The sequence below is a fragment of the Kribbella flavida DSM 17836 genome (genome assembly GCF_000024345.1).
Lineage (GTDB): Bacteria > Actinomycetota > Actinomycetes > Propionibacteriales > Kribbellaceae > Kribbella > Kribbella flavida.
In genome coordinates this window covers 2728067-2747631 of record NC_013729.1, presented here as the reverse complement: position 1 = coordinate 2747631, position 19565 = coordinate 2728067, and the positions used below count along the sequence as shown (strand labels likewise).

Here is a 19565-nt window from a genome sequence, read left to right as displayed (position 1 = left end):
TCAGGTCCAGGGCAGGGCTGCGCGTTCGGTCCAGTACTCCGTGGGCGACCGGGCGAACTCCGTCGGAGCTTCGACGGCGGTGGCGGTGAGGTTGCTGGCGAGTTGTCCGGTGGTGGTGGCACCGGACAGGACGACGTCGACCCAGGGATGGGCGAGGGCGGCACCGATCGCCACGGCGTCGGGGGCGGCGTGGTGCTGGGCCGCGAAGGCGGCGAACGCGGTGTCGCCGGCTCGGGTGGTCAGGCGGCCGTTGGCCACGGCTTCCTTGACGGCGACGAACCAGCCGGCGTCGTGCGCCTCGGCCAGGGCCGGACCGACGGACGGTTCGAGCACGTTCCACGTCGACTGAACGGCGGTGAACGGGCCGCCGAGCCTCAGCGCCGCACGCAGGGTTTCGGCCTGGCGCGGCCCGCTGGTCGACAGACCGACACGGACGCCGGTGTCCGCGAGCTCGGCCAGACGGTCGAGCAGCTTCGTGTCACCCAGCGCAGGACTGTCGGACGTGAGGCTGTGCACGAGGTAGAAGTCCGGCGGTCCGCCGAGGGCCTCCAGCGTCTCCGGCCACTGCCGCTCGAAGGTCGCGGTCGAGTGGTCCTTCACCTCGTGCTGCTCGGCATCGGGCCGCCAGTCCGCGACATAGGTGTAGCCCCATTTGGAACCGATCGTGAGCTGCTCGCGCCGGCCTGGGTGCGCGGCCAGCCACTCCCCCAGGAAGGCCTCCGCCAAACCGTACGAACGGGCCGCGTCGACGTACCGGATCCCGGCCTGCCACGCCTGGTCGAGCAGCTCGTGCGTCCGGTGCCGCAGGGCGTCGACCGTGCGGCCCGGCGGCAGGTCCTCGTCGTGCCCGAGGTTGAGGTAGCCGGGACGGCCGAGGGCAGCCAGCCCGAGCCCGATGCGCGCAGTCATACCGCGATCGTCTCACCGCGCCCCAGCCGTTCGGCCGCCGCTGGGCCGGAACCGGCCGCGGCGAGACGCGCCGTACGAGCAGTCACGGACGGGGACACTCCGTCTACCGTTTTGACCTGTGACAGATTCGCGCCTGCCCCCATCCGGCACCGTCGTCCGCCGTACGACGGCTCGCGTCCTGCCCGTCCGTCCGGACGGCAAGGTGCTGCTGCTGCACGGGTGGGACCCACTGAAGCCGGAAACGCCGTACTGGTTCACGATCGGTGGCGGCGTCGAGGCGGGCGAGACGGTGATCCAGGCCGGTCTGCGGGAACTGCGTGAGGAAGTCGGCATCCTGTTGCCGCCGGAGGCGCTCGGGGAGCCGGTGGCAACCAACACGATCCAGTTCGAGTGGGGCGGCTGCCGGATCATCCAGCACCAGACGTTCTTCGCGGTCGGCGTGGACGCCGTCGAGGTGACCTTCGCCAACCAGGAGGCGCTCGAGCTGCAGACGATCAGCGCGCACGGCTGGTGGCACCCCGACGCACTGGAGGCGACCGGTCAGGCCGCGCACGTCACCATTCCGGGGCTGCTGCGGCTGGCCGTCGCCGCGATCAACCTCCGCGAGGCGTCCTGACCGGCAGCTGCCGGCGCGCAGCCGGGTTCCCCCGAACGCTCAGCGCTCGCGGGCTTTTTTGAGCACCTTCTTCTTGATCTTCTTGTCCACGTCGTAGTGCCGCAGGTCGATCCGCTCGGCGCAGCCGGCGTCGGCGAGCCGCTTGAGGACCACCGGGCACTTCTTGCACCTCGGCTTGTCCTTGCAGCACTTCTTCTTCGCGGTCATCGACGGCACGCTTGGAGGATAGGTGAGGCTGACCTAACCGTCCAGTGACGGGCGCACTCTTCGTGGTGCAGCTCACGCCAGCTGTCCGCTGAGCACCGCCCGGGCCTCGACCAGCGACGGTCCGTACCAGGTGAGGTGCCGGCCGGAAACGCACAGAGCCGGCGCCGCGAAGGCCTCCGGCCCGTCGTCGGCGGAAAACGCGTACGGCTCGTCCGGCAGCACCACCAGGTCGTACGGCGGTAAAGCGTCGAGCTCGATCCGCGGATAACGCTCGGCGGAATCCGCGAGCACATTGTCGATGCCGAGCCGGGCCAGCAGATCGCCGGCGAAGGTGTCCCGGCCCAGCGCCATCCACGGCCGCCGCCAGATCGGAATCACCGCCCGCCGGCGCGGACCGGCGTACGGCGTGCGCCAGGTCTCCCGCGCGGCGCCGAGCCAGGACGGGCTGGAACCGGTGATGGCCGACAGCATTCGGTCCAGCGAATCCAGTGCTTCGCCGACGGTAGCCGGTGCTGTCACCCACACCGCGATTCCGGCCGCGCGCAGTGCGTCGAGATCGACCGCGCGGTTCTCCTCGGCATTCGCGAGAACGACGTCCGGCGCGAGCCCGGCGATGCGTTCCAGATCGGGATTCTTCGGACCGCGCACCCGGGTGACCTCGAGGTCCGCGGGATGCGTGCACCAGTCCGTCGCACCGACCAGCAAACGCGCGTCGGTGGCCGCGACGGACTCGGTCAACGACGGCACGATGCTCACCACGCGGGTCGGCGTGGCCGGCAGCAGGACAGGGTTTTGCTGGTCGTCGAGCAGTGTGCGCACCGCGGTGGATCCGATCGTTCGCAGAGACGTTGCCATGGACAACGTGGCAGAAAACGCGCCGAAGTGGGCTGCTGGTGCGCGTGTCGCCAACATTTCTTCGGCGCCGTCGGGGATGCTCGGCGGGCACCGGAAACCCTTCTGCGCAAGGATTTTCGGCAATACCGCCCGAATTCGCCGCCCGGACGCCTTGACGTACTGGGTTAACAGGTGCTTTACGTGGCTCCCAAGTGTTGTCATCATCGGTGACGACGAGGAATCCACCGTGGTTTTCCTCAGCCGCACCAAGGAGGCAGAGTGCCAGCCAAGAAGGCAGCCGCAGGGAAGGCGACAGCCAAAAAGGCTTCTCCCGCCAAGAAGACTGTCGCGACGAAGGCCACGGCCGCGAAGACGACCGCCGCGCGCAAGGTCACCGCAGCGAAGAAGGCAGTGACGAAGAAGGTGAGTGCGGCCAAGAAGGCGGTCTCCAAGGCGCCCGCCAAAAAGGCGCCCGCCACGAAATCCACCGCGGTGAAGACGACGGCGGCCAAGAAGGCGCCGGCGAAGAAGACCACCGCCACGAAGACCGCGGCGACAAAGACGGCGACGACGAAGGCCGCCGCCAAGAAGGCGACGACGGCCAAGAAGGCCCCGGCCACCAGGACCACCACGAAGAAGACCACCGCGAAGAAGGTCCCGGCCACGAAGACGACCGCGAAGAAGGCCCCGGCGACGGTCGCGGCGAAGAAGGCGCCGGCCGCGAAGAAGGTCGCCACGAAGAAGGTCGCGGCCAAGAAGGCGCCGGCGACGAAGGCCGCCGCGAAGAAGGCCCCGGCCCGCAAGGTCGCGGCGAAGAAGGCCCCGGCCACCCGCGCGACGGTGGCCCGGACCACCACCGCACGCAAGACCACCGCCCGCAAAGCCCCCGCCCGCAAGGCGCCGGCCACGAAGGCCTGATCGGCTCGAGCACCGAGCGAGGGGCACCACCGGATCCCGGTGGTGCCCCTCGGCACGGTCGGCGCCGCCGTTCTCAGCGGCCGCGGGTGGTCAGTCGTCGTTCCAGTTCGGGTCGTTGTCCCAGGCCTCGTTGCGCTCCTGCACCTTGTCGAGCGCCCGGGCCGCCTCCTCCGGCGAGCTGTACGGCCCGAGCCGCTCGGAGGCCTTGTCACCTTCGTAGGGCTCGACCTTGTGGTGCTTGAGGCAGTAGTACCACTCGTTGCTGTGATCGTCGGCCATCTCGGCTGACCACCTCCCGGTGAAGTTGTCGCACCTATCTAGAATGAAACCACCATGTCGATTCTGAGTCCCGGCATCATCTCGCCGCGCCGCCCGGTTCCCGCCTCCATCGCCCGCCCGGAGTACGTGGACCGGCCCGCGCCGACGCCGTACGACGGTTCGTACGTCACGTCCCCCGAAGTGGTCGAGAAGATGCGCGTCGCGAGCCGGCTCGCCGCCCGGGCGTTGCAGGCCGTCGGCGCCGCCGCCAAGCCCGGGGTGACCACCGACGAGCTGGACGCGATCGGTCACGAGTACCTGGTCGAGCGCGGTGCGTACCCGTCGACGCTGGGCTATCGGGGCTATCCCAAGTCGCTGTGCACGTCGGTGAACGAGGTGATCTGCCACGGCATCCCCGACGACCGCCCGCTGGACAACGGCGACATCGTCAACGTCGACATCACCGCGTTTCTCGACGGGGTGCACGGCGACACCAACGCGACCTTCCTGGTCGGCGACGTCGACGAGGAGAGCCGGCTGCTGGTCGAGCGCACCGAGGAGGCGCTGAACCGGGCCATCAAGGCGGTCCGGCCGGGCCGGCAGGTCAGCATCATCGGCCGGGTGATCGAGTCCTACGCCAAGCGCTTCGGGTACGGCGTGGTCCGCGACTTCACCGGGCACGGCATCTCCACCGCGTTCCACTCCGGGCTGATCATTCCGCACTACGACGACGAGCGGTTCGACGACGTGATCGAGCCCGGCATGACGTTCACCATCGAGCCGATGCTGACGCTGGGCGGCTACGACTACGACCTGTGGGACGACGGCTGGACCGCGACCACCAAGGACAAGTCGCGCACCGCGCAGTTCGAGCACACCCTGCTCGTCACCGATACCGGCGCCGAAGTCCTCACGCTGCCGTGATCCTCGCCGGGCGAGGCAGCGAGCCGGGAGACCGGTCCCGCCGCGGGAGCGAGGCGCGACGATGAACGTCACGCGGTACGAGCGTTCGCACTTGCCCGGGGTGCAGGCGATCTGCGCCGCCGAGGACTGGCCGAGCCTGTCCGAGAACACCGAGCGGGCGCACGCCGTGCTCACCGCGCCCGGGGTGACGACCGTCGTCGCGGTCGAGCACGACGAGGTCGTCGGCTTCGCCTACCTGCAGAGCGACGGGCACATCCAGGCGCACCTGTCGATGCTGGCCGTTCGCGCCGACCACCGTCGCCGCGGCATCGGCCGCGCCCTGCTCGAGTACGCCGCCCCACTCACCGGCGCCCTGCGCATCGACCTCGTCACCGACACCGCTGGGGACTTCTACAAGTCCCTGCCGCACCGCACCTACCAGGGCTTTCGCATCTACCCCGGCTGAAACCCGCCACCTGCCCTGCTGATCGACCTGACCACCGCCGCAACTCTCAGCGGCCAACCCACCAAGTGCATGGTTGGCCTACGGAATTCTGGCGGGCCAACCCTGCTTGTGATGGGTCAACCCCTGAAAGTTCGCCGGGCCGCCCGCGCGATCCCACGGAGGCGCCCGGAGTACGGCGTCATCGGTTCGAGGCTGCCTGGACGAACGCGGCGAGGTCCTCGGACTGCTGGACGCGGGACGGTTCGTGCACGTACATCATGTGGCCGGCCGGGTAGTAGCGGACCTCGATGTTGGGGCGGAGGTCGTCGGGGAGCTGGAGGCGGGCCAGGGTGTGCTCGGTCGCGTAGTACGGGGTCGCGCAGTCGTAGTGGCCCGAGGCGACGTGCACCTTGAGGTACGGGTTGGCGCGCATCGCCTCGGCGAGCTTGTCCGCCACCGTCACGTGGTTGTTCTCGAACTCCTTGAACGACCAGTCCTTCGCCGCCTGGCTGTTGAGCACCTCGTACGGCAGGTCGTTGAGGTACTCCAGCTCCGCGCGCACGTAGTGGTTCAGCGCCGCCGTGTACGGGCCGGTGATCGCCCGGAACGACGGGTCGTCGACGGACTGCTCGCCGGCGGCGTCGGCGTCCCAGCCGGTGAACCGGCCGTCCAGCCGGCCGACGACCTGGCGGCGCGACCGCAGCAGCTCCGCGAAGAACCGGGTGTGCTCGATCCGCAGGTTCACCCGGTCGAGGTAGTCCGGCGACAACCCGGTCAGACCGGCCAGCCGGGTGATCGCCTCGGTCCGCTCGTCCGCCGGCAGCCGGTTGCCCTGGGCAAGGGCGTACGGGTACCGGCCGGCCGCGTACCGCTCGGCGTCGGCCAGCACGTCCGTCAGCTCCCGATCGCCGAGCAGCCCGTGGTAGTGCGCGACGGCGGCGTACGACGGCAGGAACAGCGCGAACGGCACGTCGTTGCCCGGCGTGAAGTCCAGCGTGCCGAACTCCAGTACCGCGGAGATCAGCATCACCCCGTTGAGGTACATCCCGTGCCGGTCCTGCAGGTGCGCCGCCAGCCCGGCCGCCCGGGTCGTGCCGTACGACTCCCCGGCCAGGAACTTCGGCGACATCCACCGCCCGTTGCGCGACGTCCACAGCCGGATCACCTCGCCGACCGACTCCAGGTCCCGGGTGAACCCGTGGTACTCCCCCGGCTTCTCGCCCTCGACCGCGCGCGAGTACCCGGTCGCGACCGGATCGATGAACACCAGGTCGCTGTGCTGCAGCAGGGTCTCCGCGTTGTCCACCAGCCCGTACGGCGGCGGCGCCAGCTCCCCCGCATCGCCGGACACCACCCGGCGCGGACCGAGCAGTCCGAGGTGCAACCAGATGCTCGACGACCCCGGCCCCCCGTTGAACGCGAACGTCACCGGCCGCCGGCCCGCGTCGGCCCCGTCCAGCGTGTACGCCGTCAGGAACACCTCCGCCCGCGGCAGGTGCCCGTCGAACTTGCCCTCGGTCAGCACCTCCTGCCGCAGCACGACCCGGCCGGCGGTCGCCGTGTACCGCAGCTTCCGCCGGCCGATGGTCAACACGTGCTGCGTGCTGACCAGATCGTCCACGGGCCCGCCGGGCGCCGGAACCGCTTCAGTGTCCGGAGTGTTCTTCGCAGGTGCTTGCTCAGCCATGCGCAGCACCCTAGGTGCTGATCAGACCTTGAGGGCTCCCGGTCGGCCGTCCTCGACGACGAAGGAGGCGTGGGTGTACTTCGGGGCGTCGGCGCGGCTGACGGTGGTGACCATCTGCAGGTCGGTGCGGAACTCGTCGCGGTCGACCGAGCAGCGGACGTAGCCGCGGCGGTCGCCGTCGAAGAACTTGATGTGCGGGTTGTACTTGATCATCGGCCCGTAGTACGGCCCGTAGACCTCGCCGTCGCCGTTGCTGGTGAGCGACGTGCCGACGAACTCGGTCGCCACCACGGGCGTGCCGTCGCGGTCGAAGTCGGCGTGGATGTCGTTGACGAACGAGGAGTGCCAGTCGCCGGTGACCACGACCGGGTTGCGGGTGTTCGCCCGGTCCCACGCCTCGATCAGTCGTTGCCGGGCGCCCGGGAATCCGTCCCAGGCGTCGTGCCAGAGCCGGTTGCCGGTCGGGCCGTCGTGGTCGAGCCGGCCGACCATGACGTTGCTGGCGAGCACGTCCCACTGGGCCCGCGAGCGCTTCAGGCCGTCGTACAGCCACTTCTCCTGGGTCTTGCCGAGCATCGTGACCGACGGGTCGTAGCCGCCTTCGCAGGCGTCGGCCTCGCCCCAGCCGCACGGCGGCACGCTGCGGTACTGCCGGCCGTCGACGACGTCGAACTGCGCGAGGTCGCCCCACTGGAGCCGCCGGTAGATGCGCGGCCCCTCGCCGGCCGGACGCGCCGGACGGCGTACGGGCTGGTGCTCGTACCAGGCCTGGTACGCCGCGGCGCGCAGCGCGGTGATGTCACCCTCGTACTGCGACTGCGTGTTGGCGTAGTCGTTCTGGACCTCGTGGTCGTCCCAGGTCACCATCCACGGGAACCGCGCGTGCGCCCGCTGCAGGTCCGGGTCGCTCTTGTAGAGCGCGTACTGCATGCGCCAGCGGTCGACGTCGCGCGGCGCCTGCTGCAGGACGGCGGGGACGGGCGTCTTGCGGTAGCCGCCGTTGGCCGGGATGCCGCCCTCGTACACGTAGTCGCCGAGGTGCAGGACCAGGTCGAGGTCCTCGTCGGCGAGGTGCCGCAGGGCCGAGTAGTAGCCGCTCGACCACTCCTGGCAGGAGGCGAAGGCGAAGTTCATCGACGCGTGCCGGCCGGTGCGGACGGGCGCCGTCCGGGTCCGGCCGACCGCGGAGACGTCGGAGCGGTACTTGAACCGGTAGAACCACTCGCGGTCCGGGCCCAGGCCCTCGACCTCGACGTGCACGGAGTGCGCCAGCTCGGGCAGCGCCCAGGTCGTTCCCTGCCGGACGACCCGGCGGAACCCCTGGTCGAGGGCGATCTGCCACTGCACCGGCACCTTCCGCGCCGGCATCCCGCCGCCGGGCACGAACCGGTCCGGCACCAGCCGGGTCCACAGCACCACGCCGGTGGCGGTCGGGTCCCCGCTGGCAACGCCGAGCGTGAAGGGGTAGTCACCTCCCGCCGGGCGCGGGGTCGCGTTGGCGGCGTCGACCGGCAGCTGCGCGAGCGCGGCCAGTCCGGCGACACCTCCGACGGCACCGAGGAAACGGCGGCGGTTCAGGGCATCAACTTCGGGCGGAGTCATCTGCCGGACGCTAGTGCCGGCAGGTGACTTCAGGTCGACCTGCGAGTGTCGCGCCGGGAACGCGTCGGTCCTCCGCACCGGGGTGACAGGCCGCTAGCCTCGGGGCATGGCGATGATCTACCACCTCGCGTCCGGGCCCGAGTGGGAGGCGGCCACGGCGGCCCGCGCGTACCGGATGTCGACCCGCGGCAAGTCCCTCGACGACGGCGCCACCTTCATCCACGCGGCCCGGCCGGAGCAGGTCGGCCTGGTCGCGAACTTCGTCTACGCCGACGTGACCGAACCGCTGTGCCTGCTGACGATCGACACCGAGCGCCTGGTCTCGGCCGTCTGCGACGAGGACCTGGACGGCAGCGGCATGGCCTTCCCGCACATCTACGGCCCGCTGAACCCGGACGCGGTGGTCGCGGTCACGCCGTACGAGCGTGGCGCGGACGGCCGCTGGCCGGACGTCGTACCGCAGGCCGTATCCTGAACCACGGAACGGGTCGGTCGGGCGATCGCGTCGTCCACTCCGGTGGGCGCCGAGGAAAGTCCGGACTCCGAAGGGCAGCGTGGTGGGTAACGCCCACCCGGGGCAACCCGCGGGACAGTGCCACAGAGAACAGACCGCCAGCGGCCTGAGCGAATTCCGGTTCGCCTCAGGTGCGGGTGAGGGTGAAACGGTGGTGTAAGAGACCACCAGCTCCGCAGGTGACTGCGGAGGCTCGGTAAACCCCACGTGGAGCAAGGCCAAGAAGGACGGCGGGCAACCACCGTCCGCGCGAGCGTTCGAGGGCTGCCCGCCCGAGCTCGCGGGTAGGCCGCTGGAGGCTGCCGGCAACGGCAGCCCTAGATAGATGATCGCCAGCACAGAATCCGGCTTACAGACCGGCCCGTTCCCTCACTCCTGTCGTTGGGTCTCAGTGGCAGTGGTGGGCTTCCGTGTCCGGTGCGGTTTCGCGGTGGGTGATTCTGGGGTCGCCGGCCATGGGGGCGGTTCCGGGGGTTCGGCCTTGGGGTTCTTCCCACGGTTCCTGGCGGCCGAGTGCGGTGAGGTCGATGGCGTTGACGGCGAAGCCCATCGCGTCCGTGCCTCGGCCGTAGGTGGAGTACGTGTGGTGGACGGCGTCGCCGGTGCGCAGGAAGCAGGACAGGCCGTGCAGGTCGAAGGGGTGCTCGCCCTGCAGGTGGGTGTTGTTCGGTAGGGCGTCCCACTCGGCCTGGCCGCGGTAGTTGTACTCGACCGGCACGACCGCCGGGTCCAGCGTGACGTGGTAGTCGTAGTTGAAGTCGGAGCCGTACGACGAGTACCACGGGAACGTCCAGCCCATCCGCTGCCGGTAGGCCGCGATCTTCTCGTACGGCGCGCGCGAGATCGCCACGAAGGTGGTCTCCCGGGTGGTCAGCCCGTCGAGCCGGCCGATCTCGTCGGCGAAGCCCGAGCAGTTCGGGCAGCCCGCGTCCCACTCCGGCTGGAACATGAAGTGGTACACCACCAGCTGCGCCCGCCCCTCGAACAGGTCGGCCAGCCCCACCTCGCCGTCCGGGCCGGCGAACCGGTAGTCCTTCTCGACCAGCACCATCGGCAACCGGCGGCGGTTCGCGTTGAGCGCGTCCCGCCGCCTGGTGAACTCCTTCTCCTCGGCCAGCAGCTGCTTGCGCGCCACCAGCCACTGCTCGCGCGACACGACGTCGGGCAGGTTCATGACCACTCCTCACTCACAGGCAATCCGTCACCCGTCACGTCGGAGCCGCCGTCCTGCCCTCGACATTCATGCCGGCTCGGCCAGGCGGTGGGCCAGCAGGCAGGCGGTCGCCGGCAGCAGGACCAGCGCGGCGAACACGACCTGCAGGGACGTCGCTTCGGCGAGCGCGCCGAGTGCCGGAGCGACGACCCCGCCGGCGCTGACGGCCAGGCCCAGCGTCACGCCGCTCGCCGTGCCGACCCGGTTCGGCAGGTAGTCCTGGCCGAGCGTGATGTGCAGCGAGAACGGCACCGACAGGGCGATCGCGGTCAGCACGACGAAGACGAGCAGCACCGGTCCCGGGACGAAGGCGATGCCGGCCAGGCCGACCGCGGCGCCGGCGTACGCGACCCGGATCACCGGGAGGCGGGTCCACCTGTTCGCGAGCCGGCCGCCGAGCATCGTGCCGATGACGCCGCCGCCGAAAAGCACGACCAGGACGGCGGAGCTGGCGGCCGCTGACAGGTCGAGCCGCCGGCCGATGTACAGGCCGACGAAGGTGGTCAGCCCGACGTACACGACCGAGCGGAGTACGACGATCGTGGTCAGCCGGGTGAAGGAGGCCCAGTCGTCGCGGCCGGTACGGCGTACTGCGGTGGCGCGGGCGGCACCGCGTCCGAGCAGCGGGATGGTGGTGAGGGCGCCCAGCAGAGCGGGAATCGCCAGCAGCGGCGTCAGGCCGAGCCCGCCGACCGCGAGCAGCGGCGCCGCGATCACCGGCGCGAGCGCGAAGCCGATGATGCCGCCGAGCGAGAACCAGCTCATCCCGACGTTGCCGCCGCCGGTCACCGCTCGCGCCGTACGGGCCGCCTGCGGGTGGTACGCCGCGACGCCGACTCCGGTCAGGGCGATCACCAGCAGGCTCAGCGGGTAGGACTCGACGAGGCCGATCAGTGCGGTGCCGGTTCCTGTGCCGAGCATGCTGACCGGGAGCAGCCAGGGCATCGACCACCGATCGGTGAGCAGCCCGAACACCGGCTGGACCACCGACGAGAGCAAGGTCGCGGCGAGCACGAACCCGGTGACCGCGACGTAGTCGTACCCGCGTTCCGCGACCAGGAACGGCACCAGCACCGGCACCATGCCCTGGTACAGATCCACGCTGCCGTGCCCCGTCGCGAGCAGCACCGTGGGAAGTCGCGTTCTCATACCGACCAGCCTCGACGAGCACGCGGCTGTCCGGCTTCCGATAATCTGTCAGAACATGTCGACAAGCCGCCATCAGCCGAGCGCACCGACCGTCCTGCGCCGCCTGGACGCCGGGGCCGGCATCGACGCGCACCGCCACGACGAGCACCAGATCGCGTACGCCGCCCGCGGCGTGCTGGCCGTCGCCACCGATCAGGGCCACTGGATCGCGCCCGCGGACCGCGCCCTCTGGGTCCCCGCCGGCACGGTGCACCAGCACCGCGCGTACGGCACCACCGACCTCCACCTGATCGGTCTCACCGAGAACCCGCTCAACCTGACCGCGCCGGCGGTCATTGCCGTGAGCCCCCTTCTGCGCGAGCTGATCATCGAGTTCACGAACGGCGTTGGCAGTCGCGCGCAACGCGACCGGTTGCGGGCCGTCCTGCTGGACCAACTGCGCGGTGCCGACCAGCAGCCGCTGAAGTTGCCCGTGGCATCAGATCCCCGCTTGTCGGCTGTCTGCGAAGTGCTCATGGCCGACCCGGCCGACAACCGCAGCCTGGCGGCACTGGGCGCCGCGACCGGAGCGAGCGAGCGCACCCTGTCCCGCTTGTTCCGCAGCGAGTTCGCGATGAGCTTTCCCCAGTGGCGCACCCAGCTACGGCTGCATCACGCGCTGATCCAGCTGGCCGAGGGCGACGCCGTGACGACGGTCGCCCTTCGCTGCGGCTGGGCCACCCCCAGCGCCTTCATCGACACCTTCCGCCGCACCTTCGGCCACACCCCCGGCACCCACCGAACCCGTCAGCTGAGATCGAGTTCGTAGAACTGGCTGATCAGGCCGTCGCCGAACATGTCGTGCGGCTCGGAGCCCGTCAGCGCGAACCCTCGGGTGAGGTAGATGCGCCGGGCGGCGACCAGCGGGTCGTTCGTCCACAGAACCATGCGCTTGTACCCGGCGTCCCGGGCGAAGTCGAGGCACGTGTCGACCAGTCGTCCGCCCAGGCCCTGACCGCGCCCAGCCGGCGTGACGAGCAGCAGGCGGAGCTTTGCCGTCGCCTCGTCGGGGCCGCGGACGCAGAAGATGCAGCCGGCGCGGTCGCCGTCGACCTCGGCGATCCAGGCCGCTTCGCGGGCGGGTCCGGGCTGGGCCCGGTCCGCCTCCTGCTGCTCGGCGTAGTCGGCGACGATCCGCGCGACCAGCGCCTCGAAGGACGACCCCCAGCCGTACTCCGCGGCGTACAGCTCGCCGTGCACCTGCAGGACCCACCCCAGATCACCGGGCCGGTCGGCCGGTCTGATCACCACTTCGGACATTTGCACCACCCGATCTACTGACACGACTGTTTCAGTAAGAGATACTAGCCCGGTGCCGACGACGAAGCCAGTGCCTTCCGCCCGCGAGCAGGAACTGCTGGAACGCGCCTACGCCTACTCGCTCACCCACGGGCTCGCCGATCTCTCGCTGCGACCGCTCGCGGCCGCGATCGGGTCGAGCCCGCGCGTGCTGCTGTTCCTGTTCGGCAGCAAGGACGGCCTGATCCGCGCCCTGCTGGCCCGCGCCCGCGGCGACGAGCTCGAACTGCTGAAGAGCCTGCGGTACGACGACCGGCCGGGCCTCGAGGTGGTCGCCAAGGAGCTGTGGACCTGGCTGGCCGCGCCGGAGCGGCGTCCGCTGATGAACCTGTGGGTCGAGGCGTACGGGCGGTCCCTGGTCGCACCCGACGGCCCGTGGGCCGACTACGCGCGCTCGACGGTCGAGGACTGGCTCGAGCTGCTCAAGGCGTCACAGCCCGACGGGGAGAGCAAGGACGCGCAGGCCCGGCGTACCGCAGTACTAGCGTTGCTCCGGGGCGCACTGCTGGACCTGCTGGCGACCGGCGACCTCGACCGCACCACGCGCGCGGTCGAGCAACAGCTGAAGACCAGGTAGGTCAGAGCAGCTCGAAGGCGATCGCCCGCTTGGTGAGGTCGGCCTCGACCAGCTTGACCCGGACGGACTGGCCCAGCGGCAGCGGCGCCGAGCCGGTGACCCGGCCCTCGATCGCGGGCGCCGCAACCGTGACGACCCCGCGCGTCGGGTCCCGGTCGTCCACGTCGACGATCACGCCGTCGAACGTCGAGCCGACCTGGTCGGCGACCAGCCCGGCCTCGACCATCGACACGATCGCGCGTTCGTAGGCGTTCGCCCGGCGCGCGCTCTCCTCCATGATCTTCGGGATCTCGTCCATCATCGACTCACGCACCCAGGCCGGCACCTCCACGCCGGCGCACAGCGCCACGCAGATCTCGCCGGTCCAGCGGTCCACCAACCGGCGCAGCGGCGCGGTGACGTGCGCGTACTCCGACTTCATCGCCGCGTGCTCCGGCCGCTGCGGCACCCCGCCGGAGAAGGCGGTGTAGCCGGCACCGCGGAACAGCACCGTGCAGGCCGCCAGCATCGCCGCGTGCGCGGGCACCTCGGGGTCGAGCCCGTGAATGAACGCGGCGTACGACGTCCCGGCCGGCCAGGGGATGCCGAGCGCCTTGGCGGTGTTCTCCAGCTTGCGGCGCAGGTCGTCGTGCGACTCGGGCAGCGTGCGCAGGATGCCGATCTGCCCGTACATCATCAGGTGGGCGGCGGCCATCCCGGTGAGCAGGGAGATCTGGGCGTTCCAGCCCTCGACCGGCAGCGGGGCGCGGAACTCGAGGCTCCACTCGCCGCCGCTGGTGACGACCTCCTGGTCGGGAATCGGCAGGTTGACGCCGCCCCGCTCCAGCTCGCGCTGCTCGCGCAGCTTGCCGACCTCGCGCAGCAGCTGCAGGGACTCGGAGGCGGTGCCGGCGTCCAGGTCCTTCTGCACGGCCGCGTAGTTCAGCTTGGCGCGCGACTTCACCAGCGCCCGCTCGCAGACCACCTCGGTGCCCTCGCCGGAGCTGTCGACCGTGATCGTCCACAGCAGCGCCGGCCGGACCGCGTCGGGCAGCAGCGACGCCGCGCCCTCGGACAGCTCCGGCGGGTGCAGCGGGATGCGCTTGTCCGGTGCGTACAGCGTCTCGCCGCGCTTGCGCGCCTCCAGGTCGATCGGATCACCGGGCTGCACGAAGGCAGCGACGTCCGCGATCGCGTAGTGCACGGTGTAGCCGTCGCCGGCGCGCTCGATGTGCAGCGCCTGGTCGAGATCCATCGAGTCCGGCGGGTCGATCGTGACGAAGTCGATGTCCGTGCGGTCGAGCTCCGGCAGCCGCGGGGTCTCCGCCGCCTTCAGCGCGGCCGCGACCACCTCCGGCGGGAACTCCGCCGGCACCTCGAGCTCGCGCCGGATCGCCTGCAGCGACGTCCGGAACACCTCCGGCACGTCCTCGGCGAAATGCACCTTCTGCAACGGCACGCGACCACTCCGTCCTGACTACTCCGGCACGTCGTCGTGCACGGCGAGCCCTCAGACTAGCGAGGGTTGCACGTTGAAGCTGCGCAGCGACGCCAGGCCGTCGGCGTACCAGTGGATCTCGGTGACCGTGGCCGGCTTCAGCTCCATCCGGAACATCGAGGCCATCGGCGCCTGCAGCACGCCGCGCACCATCAGCTTGATCGGCGTCACGTGAGTGACCACGACCACCGTCTTGCCCGGGTACGACGCCAGCACCGCGTCCCGCGCGGACCGGGCCCGCCGGGCGCACGCGTCGAACGACTCTCCCCCGGGCGGCGCGACCGTCGTCGAGCCGAGCCAGGCGTTCAGCGCGTCCGGCCACTTCTCCTGCACCTCGGCGAAGGTGTGCCCGTCCCAGTCGCCGAACGAGCACTCGACCCAGGCGTCCCGGACCTCGACCTCGAGGTCCAGCTGATCGGCGACCACCGCCGCGGTCTGCCGGGTCCGCAGCATCGGCGACGACACCACCGCGTCGACCGGGCCGAGCGTCGCGATGTACCGCGCGGCCGCGCCGGCCTGCCCGCGGCCGGTCTCGCTCAGCCCCGGGTCGTCCCCGCCGGCACCGGAGAACCGCTTCTCCGCCGTGTGCACGGTCTCGCCGTGCCGCAGGAAGATCAGCCGGGTCGGCGGCTCCGTCGCGCCACTGCCCCAGCCCTGCAACGCCTTGCCGAGCTCGGAGGCCTCCGTGACCACCGGCGCGGCCGGGCTCTCGGCCGGCTTCAGCGGCACCGGCTTGCCGTCGAGCGCCATGTTCGCCAGCGCGTCGGCCGCGGCGTTCTGCGCCCGCGGCACCCAGGTCCACTCGGTGCCGAACGGTGCCAGGCTCTGCGCCTTCATCGCCAGCGGCTTCATGTCCGGGTGCTTGACCTTCCACCGCCCGGCCATCTGCTCGACCACCAGCTTGGAGTCCATCCGGACCTCGATCGAGGCGTCCGGCGCGTACTCCGCGGCCAGCTCCAGCCCGGCGATCAGCCCGCTGTACTCCGCGACGTTGTTGGTCGCGATACCGATCGTCACCCCGGCCTGGGCGATCACCTCACCGGTCTGCGGGTCCCGCACCAGCGCGCCGTACGCCGCCGGGCCGGGGTTGCCGCGGGAACCGCCGTCGGCCTCGACGATGACGTGCCGATAGGTCATACCGCGCTCTCCGCCGTCCGCACCAGGATCCGCCCGCACTCCTCGCAGCGCAGCACGACGTCGGGCGCGGTGGCCTTGATCTGGTTCAGGTCGGACGGCGCCAGCTCCATCCGGCACCCCATGCAACGTTTGCCGACCAGCGGGGCCGCACCGATGCCGCCGTTGCGCTCACGCAGCCGCTGGTACTGGGTGAGCAGGTCCGCCGGCATCTCGGCGGCGACGGTGGCGCGCTGGTCGCCGAGGGTGGCGCGCTGCTCGTCCAGCTCCTTGAGGGCGGCGTCCCGGCTGGTCTCCAGCTCGCTCTGCCGGGCGACGAAGGCCTCGGACCGGCTGCGCAGTTCGGCCTGAACGGCCTCGGCCGCCTCCAGCTTCTCCATCACCTCCAGCTCGGCGTCCTCCAGGTCGCCGATCCGGCGGTCCAGCGAACCGATCTCGTGCTGCAGATTCTCCAGGTCCTTCGGCGAGGTGACCTGGCCGGAGTCCAGACGCTGCTGGTTGCGGGCCTTGCGCTGCCGGACCTGCTCGACGTCGCTGTCCGCCTTTTTCTGCTCGCGCTGCAGGTCGGAGACCTCGGTGTCGGCGCGGACCAGGTCCCGGTCCACCACCGACTTCTCCGCGGCGAGCTCGGCCAGGGCCTGGTGCTCGGGCAGCGACTTGCGCTTGTGCGCGACCTGATCCAGCTGCAGGTCGAGATCCTGCAGGTCCAGCAACCGGCGTTGGACAGCGGGCTCGGCGTTCAGGGTCGGCTCCTTCACTAGCGTTCAGTTGTTCGCTCTTCGGACCGGTCGCGGCCCCCGGCCAGGAGATGCGCTAGAGGCGCAGGGTCCAGGCGTCGGTGCGGAGCGTCGAGATGTGAGTGTCCACGGTACTGCCCTGCTCTGCCAAGCCCGCGGTCAGGAGTCGTTCGGCGTCGCGCAGCCACGGCCACTCGCTGGCCCAGTGCGCGACGTCGACCAGCGCCGGCCCGTCGGCGTACGCGCGGGCCTCGGTCGCCGGGTGGTGCCGCAGGTCGGCGGTCACGTAGGCGTCGACACCGGCGGCGCGAACCCGGTCCAGCTCCGAGTCGCCCGCTCCCCCGCAGACCGCGACCGTGCCGATCATCCGCTCCGGATCACCGGACACCCGTACGCCGTGCTCCGTACGTGGCAGGCCGCGATCGACCACCGCGGCGAAGTCGCGCAGCGCCAGCGGCTGCGGCAACGTCCCGATCCGGCCGCCGCCGAGCCGGCCCGGCAAGGACACCAACTCGAGGATGTCGAAGGCCGGCTCCTCGTAGGAGTGGGCGGCCCGCAGTGCCTCGACGACCGCGCGACGGCGGTGCCGGGGCAAGATCATCTCGACCCTCGACTCGGCCACCACCTCGATCGCGCCGACCTGGCCGATGGTGGGATCGGCGCCGGGCAACGGGCGGAACGTGCCTTCGCCGGTGGAGGACCAGGCCGCCCGTTCGTAGTCGCCCTGTCGACCCGCGCCGGCGGCGGCGAGCGCGTCGATCATCGCCTGGGTCTCGTCGACCGGGACGTAGACGACGACCTTGTCCAGCGGGTCCGCCGGCAGCGGCTTCAGGGGCCGGGTCTGCTCCAGGCCGAGCGCCGCGGCGAGGGCGTCGCTGACGCCGGGGTTGGCGTTGTCCGCGTTGGTGTGGCAGACGATCAGCGCGGTTTCGCTGCGGATCAGGTCGTGCACGACCCGGCCCTTCGGCGTCGTCGCGGCGACACTGTTCACTCCGCGGAGCAAGAGCGGGTGGTGACTGACGATCAGGTCGAAGTCCCCGGCGATCGCCTCGTCGACGACGGCCCGCATCGGATCCACGGCGAACAGCACCTTGCGGACCGGCTGGTCGGGATCGCCGGTCACCAGCCCGACGGCGTCCCAGCTCTCCGCCCAGGCCGGGTCGTAGAGGCGGTCGAGAACAGCTTTCACGGCACCGAGACTCGTTGTCACGGGCCCAATCCTGCCGCACCCGGTGCGGGCCCCCGGCCCAGCGCCGAACCTGCAGCACTCGGCAAGGACCGCGCCAGGCGCCGGTCGCCGCTCACCAGTCCCCGCGATGCCTCGCGCGGGGCGGGTTGGTGAGTGCTGCAGGTCCGCTCTCAGATGAGCCAGGCGGTGGTGTCGGTCGGCAGCTTGTCGCCTTCCAGCGGGCCGCTCGCCAGCACGACCGCGCCGTCGGGCAACTCGATCGGGGCGGCGCCGAAGTTCGTCACCGACTGCCAGCCGCCGGGCCGCTTGAAGTGCAGGACCAGGTCGTCGGCGTCGACCCACTCCAGGCCTTCGCCGGTCTGCAGCCCACGGCGTACGGCGAGGGCCTTGCGGTACAGGCTCAGTGTCGACTCGGGATCGCCTTCCTGCGCCTCGACCGAGTACGCGCCGAACCACTTCGGCTGCAGCAGGTGCGACCCGCCGGAGCCGAAGCCGAACGACAGCCCGCCGATCGTCCACGGCAACGGCACCCGGCACCCGTCGCGGCCCTTCTCGGCTCCCTTGGACCGGAAGTACGCCGGGTCCTGCAGGTTCGCCGCCGGCAGCTCGCCGACCTCCTGCAGCCCGAGCTCCTCGCCCTGGTACAGGTACGCCGAACCGGGCAGCGCGAGCATCAGCAGGACCGCGGCCCGGGCCCGGCGCAACCCCTGCTCGACGTCGACGGTCGGCTCGGTGCCGTTGCTCAGCAGCCACGCCTTGCCGTCCTGCCAGGTACCGTGCGGGTTCTTCGGCAGCCCGTAACGGGTGGCGTGCCGGACCACGTCGTGGTTGGAGAACACCCAGGTCGAGGACGAGCCGTTCTGCTCGGCGAGCGCGAGGTTCTCGGTGATCACCTGGCGGAACTTGTCGTGGTCCCAGTCGGCCTGCAGCAGGTCGAAGTTGAACGCCTGACCGAGACCCGCCGCACTCGCGTACCGCGCCCGGCGGGCGGCCGGCACGAACGCCTCCGCCACGGCCGAACGCGGCGGGTCGTACTCGTTCAGGACCTTGCGCCACTCGGTGTAGATTTCGTGCACCTCGTCGCGGTCCCACAACGGGTGCACGCCGTTGGACTCCGACTGCCGCGGCAGCGTGGTCTTGGACGGCAGCGGCTCGGTCAGGTCCTTGACCAGCGCGTGGGCGACGTCGACGCGGAAGCCGTCCACGCCACGGTCGGACCAGAACCGCAGGGTCGTCAGGAAGTCCTCGCGGACCTCCTGGTTGTCCCAGTTGAGGTCGGGCTGCTCGGCGGCGAACAGGTGCAGGTACCACTGGCCGTCATGGATCTGGGCCCAGGCGGAGCCGCCGAAGACCGAGTCCCAGTCCGACGGCGGCTCGTCGCCGACGCCCTCGCGGAAGATGTACCGGTCGCGCTCCGGCGAGCCCTTCGGCGCCGCCACCGCCTGCCGGAACCACTCGTGCCGGTCGGAGCTGTGGTTCGGCACGATGTCGACGATCAGCTTGATGCCGGCGTCGTGCAGGGCGCCGACCAGTTCGTCGAAGTCGGCGAGCGTGCCCAGCCGTGGGTCCACGTCGCGGTAGTCGTCGACGTCGTACCCGCCGTCGGCCAGCGCGGACGGGTAGAACGGGCTCAGCCAGACCGCGTCGATACCGAGCGAGACCAGGTACGGGACGCGGCTGATGATGCCCTGCAGGTCACCGATGCCATCGCCGTTGGAGTCGGCGAAACTGCGCGGGTAGACCTGGTAGACAACCGCCTGCCGCCACCAGTCGGGGTCGGTCGGGGCGGTGCGCGTCTCCTGGACGGGGGTACTGGTCAAGGGAAGCCTCACTCGGATCGGGCGGGTGATGTCGTTCG

The 19565-nt window shown here is 70.8% G+C and carries 21 protein-coding genes and 1 other RNA gene; 8 read left to right on the top strand and 14 right to left on the bottom strand.

Annotated elements, in window-relative coordinates; genetic code table 11:
- Entirely contained in the window at positions 1 to 909 is a 909-nt protein-coding gene (locus KFLA_RS12915) for an aldo/keto reductase (protein ID WP_012920236.1), read from the bottom strand.
- 118 nt (positions 910 to 1027) lie between these two features.
- Here KFLA_RS12915 and KFLA_RS12910 point away from each other — a divergent pair, with 118 nt between their 5' ends.
- Complete coding sequence (locus KFLA_RS12910; RefSeq protein ID WP_012920235.1) at positions 1028 to 1525, top strand: NUDIX hydrolase; 498 nt, start codon at positions 1028 to 1030, stop codon at positions 1523 to 1525.
- A 39-nt stretch (positions 1526 to 1564) separates the two neighbouring features.
- On the opposite strand, the gene KFLA_RS37925 is transcribed toward KFLA_RS12910, so the two are convergent.
- Entirely contained in the window at positions 1565 to 1741 is a 177-nt protein-coding gene (locus KFLA_RS37925; protein WP_158307277.1) for a hypothetical protein, read from the bottom strand.
- A gap of 63 nt (positions 1742 to 1804) precedes the next feature.
- Positions 1805 to 2833: a helical backbone metal receptor gene (locus tag KFLA_RS12905; RefSeq protein ID WP_337466627.1), complete on the bottom strand. Its 1029-nt coding sequence runs from the start codon at positions 2831 to 2833 to the stop codon at positions 1805 to 1807.
- 12 nt (positions 2834 to 2845) lie between these two features.
- On the opposite strand from KFLA_RS12905, the gene KFLA_RS36620 reads away from it, so the two are divergent.
- On the top strand, positions 2846 to 3484 hold the full coding sequence (locus tag KFLA_RS36620) for a hypothetical protein (RefSeq protein WP_012920232.1): 639 nt from the start codon (positions 2846 to 2848) through the stop codon (positions 3482 to 3484).
- 90 nt (positions 3485 to 3574) lie between these two features.
- Here KFLA_RS36620 and KFLA_RS12895 read toward each other — a convergent pair whose 3' ends face one another.
- Entirely contained in the window at positions 3575 to 3763 is a 189-nt protein-coding gene (locus KFLA_RS12895; protein WP_012920231.1) for a hypothetical protein, read from the bottom strand.
- A gap of 54 nt (positions 3764 to 3817) precedes the next feature.
- Here KFLA_RS12895 and map point away from each other — a divergent pair, with 54 nt between their 5' ends.
- Together map and KFLA_RS35530 are read left to right on the top strand one after the other, a co-directional pair.
- Complete coding sequence (gene map / locus KFLA_RS12890) at positions 3818 to 4666, top strand: type I methionyl aminopeptidase (RefSeq protein ID WP_012920230.1); 849 nt, start codon at positions 3818 to 3820, stop codon at positions 4664 to 4666.
- Positions 4667 to 4727: 61 nt separating this feature from the next.
- Positions 4728 to 5111, top strand: coding sequence for a GNAT family N-acetyltransferase (locus KFLA_RS35530; RefSeq protein WP_012920229.1), 384 nt, complete (start codon positions 4728 to 4730; stop codon positions 5109 to 5111).
- 178 nt (positions 5112 to 5289) lie between these two features.
- On the opposite strand, the gene KFLA_RS12880 is transcribed toward KFLA_RS35530, so the two are convergent.
- Complete coding sequence (locus KFLA_RS12880; RefSeq protein ID WP_012920228.1) at positions 5290 to 6777, bottom strand: S10 family peptidase; 1488 nt, start codon at positions 6775 to 6777, stop codon at positions 5290 to 5292.
- Between the two features lie 21 nt (positions 6778 to 6798).
- Positions 6799 to 8379: an alkaline phosphatase D family protein gene (locus tag KFLA_RS12875; RefSeq protein WP_012920227.1), complete on the bottom strand. Its 1581-nt coding sequence runs from the start codon at positions 8377 to 8379 to the stop codon at positions 6799 to 6801.
- A 106-nt stretch (positions 8380 to 8485) separates the two neighbouring features.
- Between KFLA_RS12875 and KFLA_RS12870 the strand changes: the two genes are divergently transcribed.
- Entirely contained in the window at positions 8486 to 8854 is a 369-nt protein-coding gene (locus KFLA_RS12870; RefSeq protein WP_012920226.1) for a DUF952 domain-containing protein, read from the top strand.
- A gap of 9 nt (positions 8855 to 8863) precedes the next feature.
- Positions 8864 to 9261: RNase P RNA component class A (rnpB, locus tag KFLA_RS36145), an RNA gene on the top strand.
- Positions 9262 to 9281: 20 nt separating this feature from the next.
- Here the strand turns inward: rnpB and KFLA_RS12865 are convergent.
- Positions 9282 to 10067 carry a DUF899 domain-containing protein gene (locus KFLA_RS12865; protein ID WP_012920225.1) on the bottom strand — a complete coding sequence of 262 codons (786 nt, stop codon included), beginning with the start codon at positions 10065 to 10067 and terminating at the stop codon, positions 9282 to 9284.
- Between the two features lie 66 nt (positions 10068 to 10133).
- Positions 10134 to 11255 carry an MFS transporter gene (locus KFLA_RS12860; RefSeq protein WP_012920224.1) on the bottom strand — a complete coding sequence of 374 codons (1122 nt, stop codon included), beginning with the start codon at positions 11253 to 11255 and terminating at the stop codon, positions 10134 to 10136.
- Positions 11256 to 11310: 55 nt separating this feature from the next.
- Here KFLA_RS12860 and KFLA_RS12855 point away from each other — a divergent pair, with 55 nt between their 5' ends.
- The gene (locus KFLA_RS12855; RefSeq protein ID WP_012920223.1) at positions 11311 to 12063 is read left to right on the top strand and encodes an AraC family transcriptional regulator; all 753 of its coding nucleotides are present in this window, start codon (positions 11311 to 11313) and stop codon (positions 12061 to 12063) included.
- Here the strand turns inward: KFLA_RS12855 and KFLA_RS12850 are convergent.
- Positions 12042 to 12554 (bottom strand): GNAT family N-acetyltransferase, encoded by a 513-nt coding sequence (locus KFLA_RS12850; protein WP_041289303.1) that lies wholly within the window; start codon positions 12552 to 12554, stop codon positions 12042 to 12044. The two genes, KFLA_RS12855 and KFLA_RS12850, sit on opposite strands and share 22 nt — an antisense overlap.
- Positions 12555 to 12606: 52 nt before the next feature.
- Between KFLA_RS12850 and KFLA_RS12845 the strand changes: the two genes are divergently transcribed.
- On the top strand, positions 12607 to 13170 hold the full coding sequence (locus tag KFLA_RS12845; protein WP_012920221.1) for a TetR/AcrR family transcriptional regulator: 564 nt from the start codon (positions 12607 to 12609) through the stop codon (positions 13168 to 13170).
- A 1-nt stretch (position 13171) separates the two neighbouring features.
- On the opposite strand, the gene KFLA_RS12840 is transcribed toward KFLA_RS12845, so the two are convergent.
- The 5 genes from KFLA_RS12840 to KFLA_RS12820 form a co-directional block, all read right to left on the bottom strand.
- A complete protein-coding gene (locus KFLA_RS12840; RefSeq protein ID WP_012920220.1) occupies positions 13172 to 14608 on the bottom strand; it encodes an RNB domain-containing ribonuclease in 1437 nt (478 codons plus the stop codon).
- A gap of 51 nt (positions 14609 to 14659) precedes the next feature.
- Positions 14660 to 15784 carry a bifunctional RNase H/acid phosphatase gene (locus tag KFLA_RS12835; protein ID WP_012920219.1) on the bottom strand — a complete coding sequence of 375 codons (1125 nt, stop codon included), beginning with the start codon at positions 15782 to 15784 and terminating at the stop codon, positions 14660 to 14662.
- Positions 15781 to 16539 carry a zinc ribbon domain-containing protein gene (locus tag KFLA_RS12830; protein ID WP_012920218.1) on the bottom strand — a complete coding sequence of 253 codons (759 nt, stop codon included), beginning with the start codon at positions 16537 to 16539 and terminating at the stop codon, positions 15781 to 15783. The genes KFLA_RS12835 and KFLA_RS12830 overlap by 4 nt, the downstream gene beginning before the upstream one ends.
- Positions 16540 to 16594: 55 nt before the next feature.
- The gene (locus tag KFLA_RS12825; RefSeq protein ID WP_012920217.1) at positions 16595 to 17728 is read right to left on the bottom strand and encodes a Nif3-like dinuclear metal center hexameric protein; all 1134 of its coding nucleotides are present in this window, start codon (positions 17726 to 17728) and stop codon (positions 16595 to 16597) included.
- Between the two features lie 149 nt (positions 17729 to 17877).
- Positions 17878 to 19527: a glycoside hydrolase family 13 protein gene (locus KFLA_RS12820; RefSeq protein ID WP_012920216.1), complete on the bottom strand. Its 1650-nt coding sequence runs from the start codon at positions 19525 to 19527 to the stop codon at positions 17878 to 17880.
- Positions 19528 to 19565: the final 38 nt, after the last annotated feature.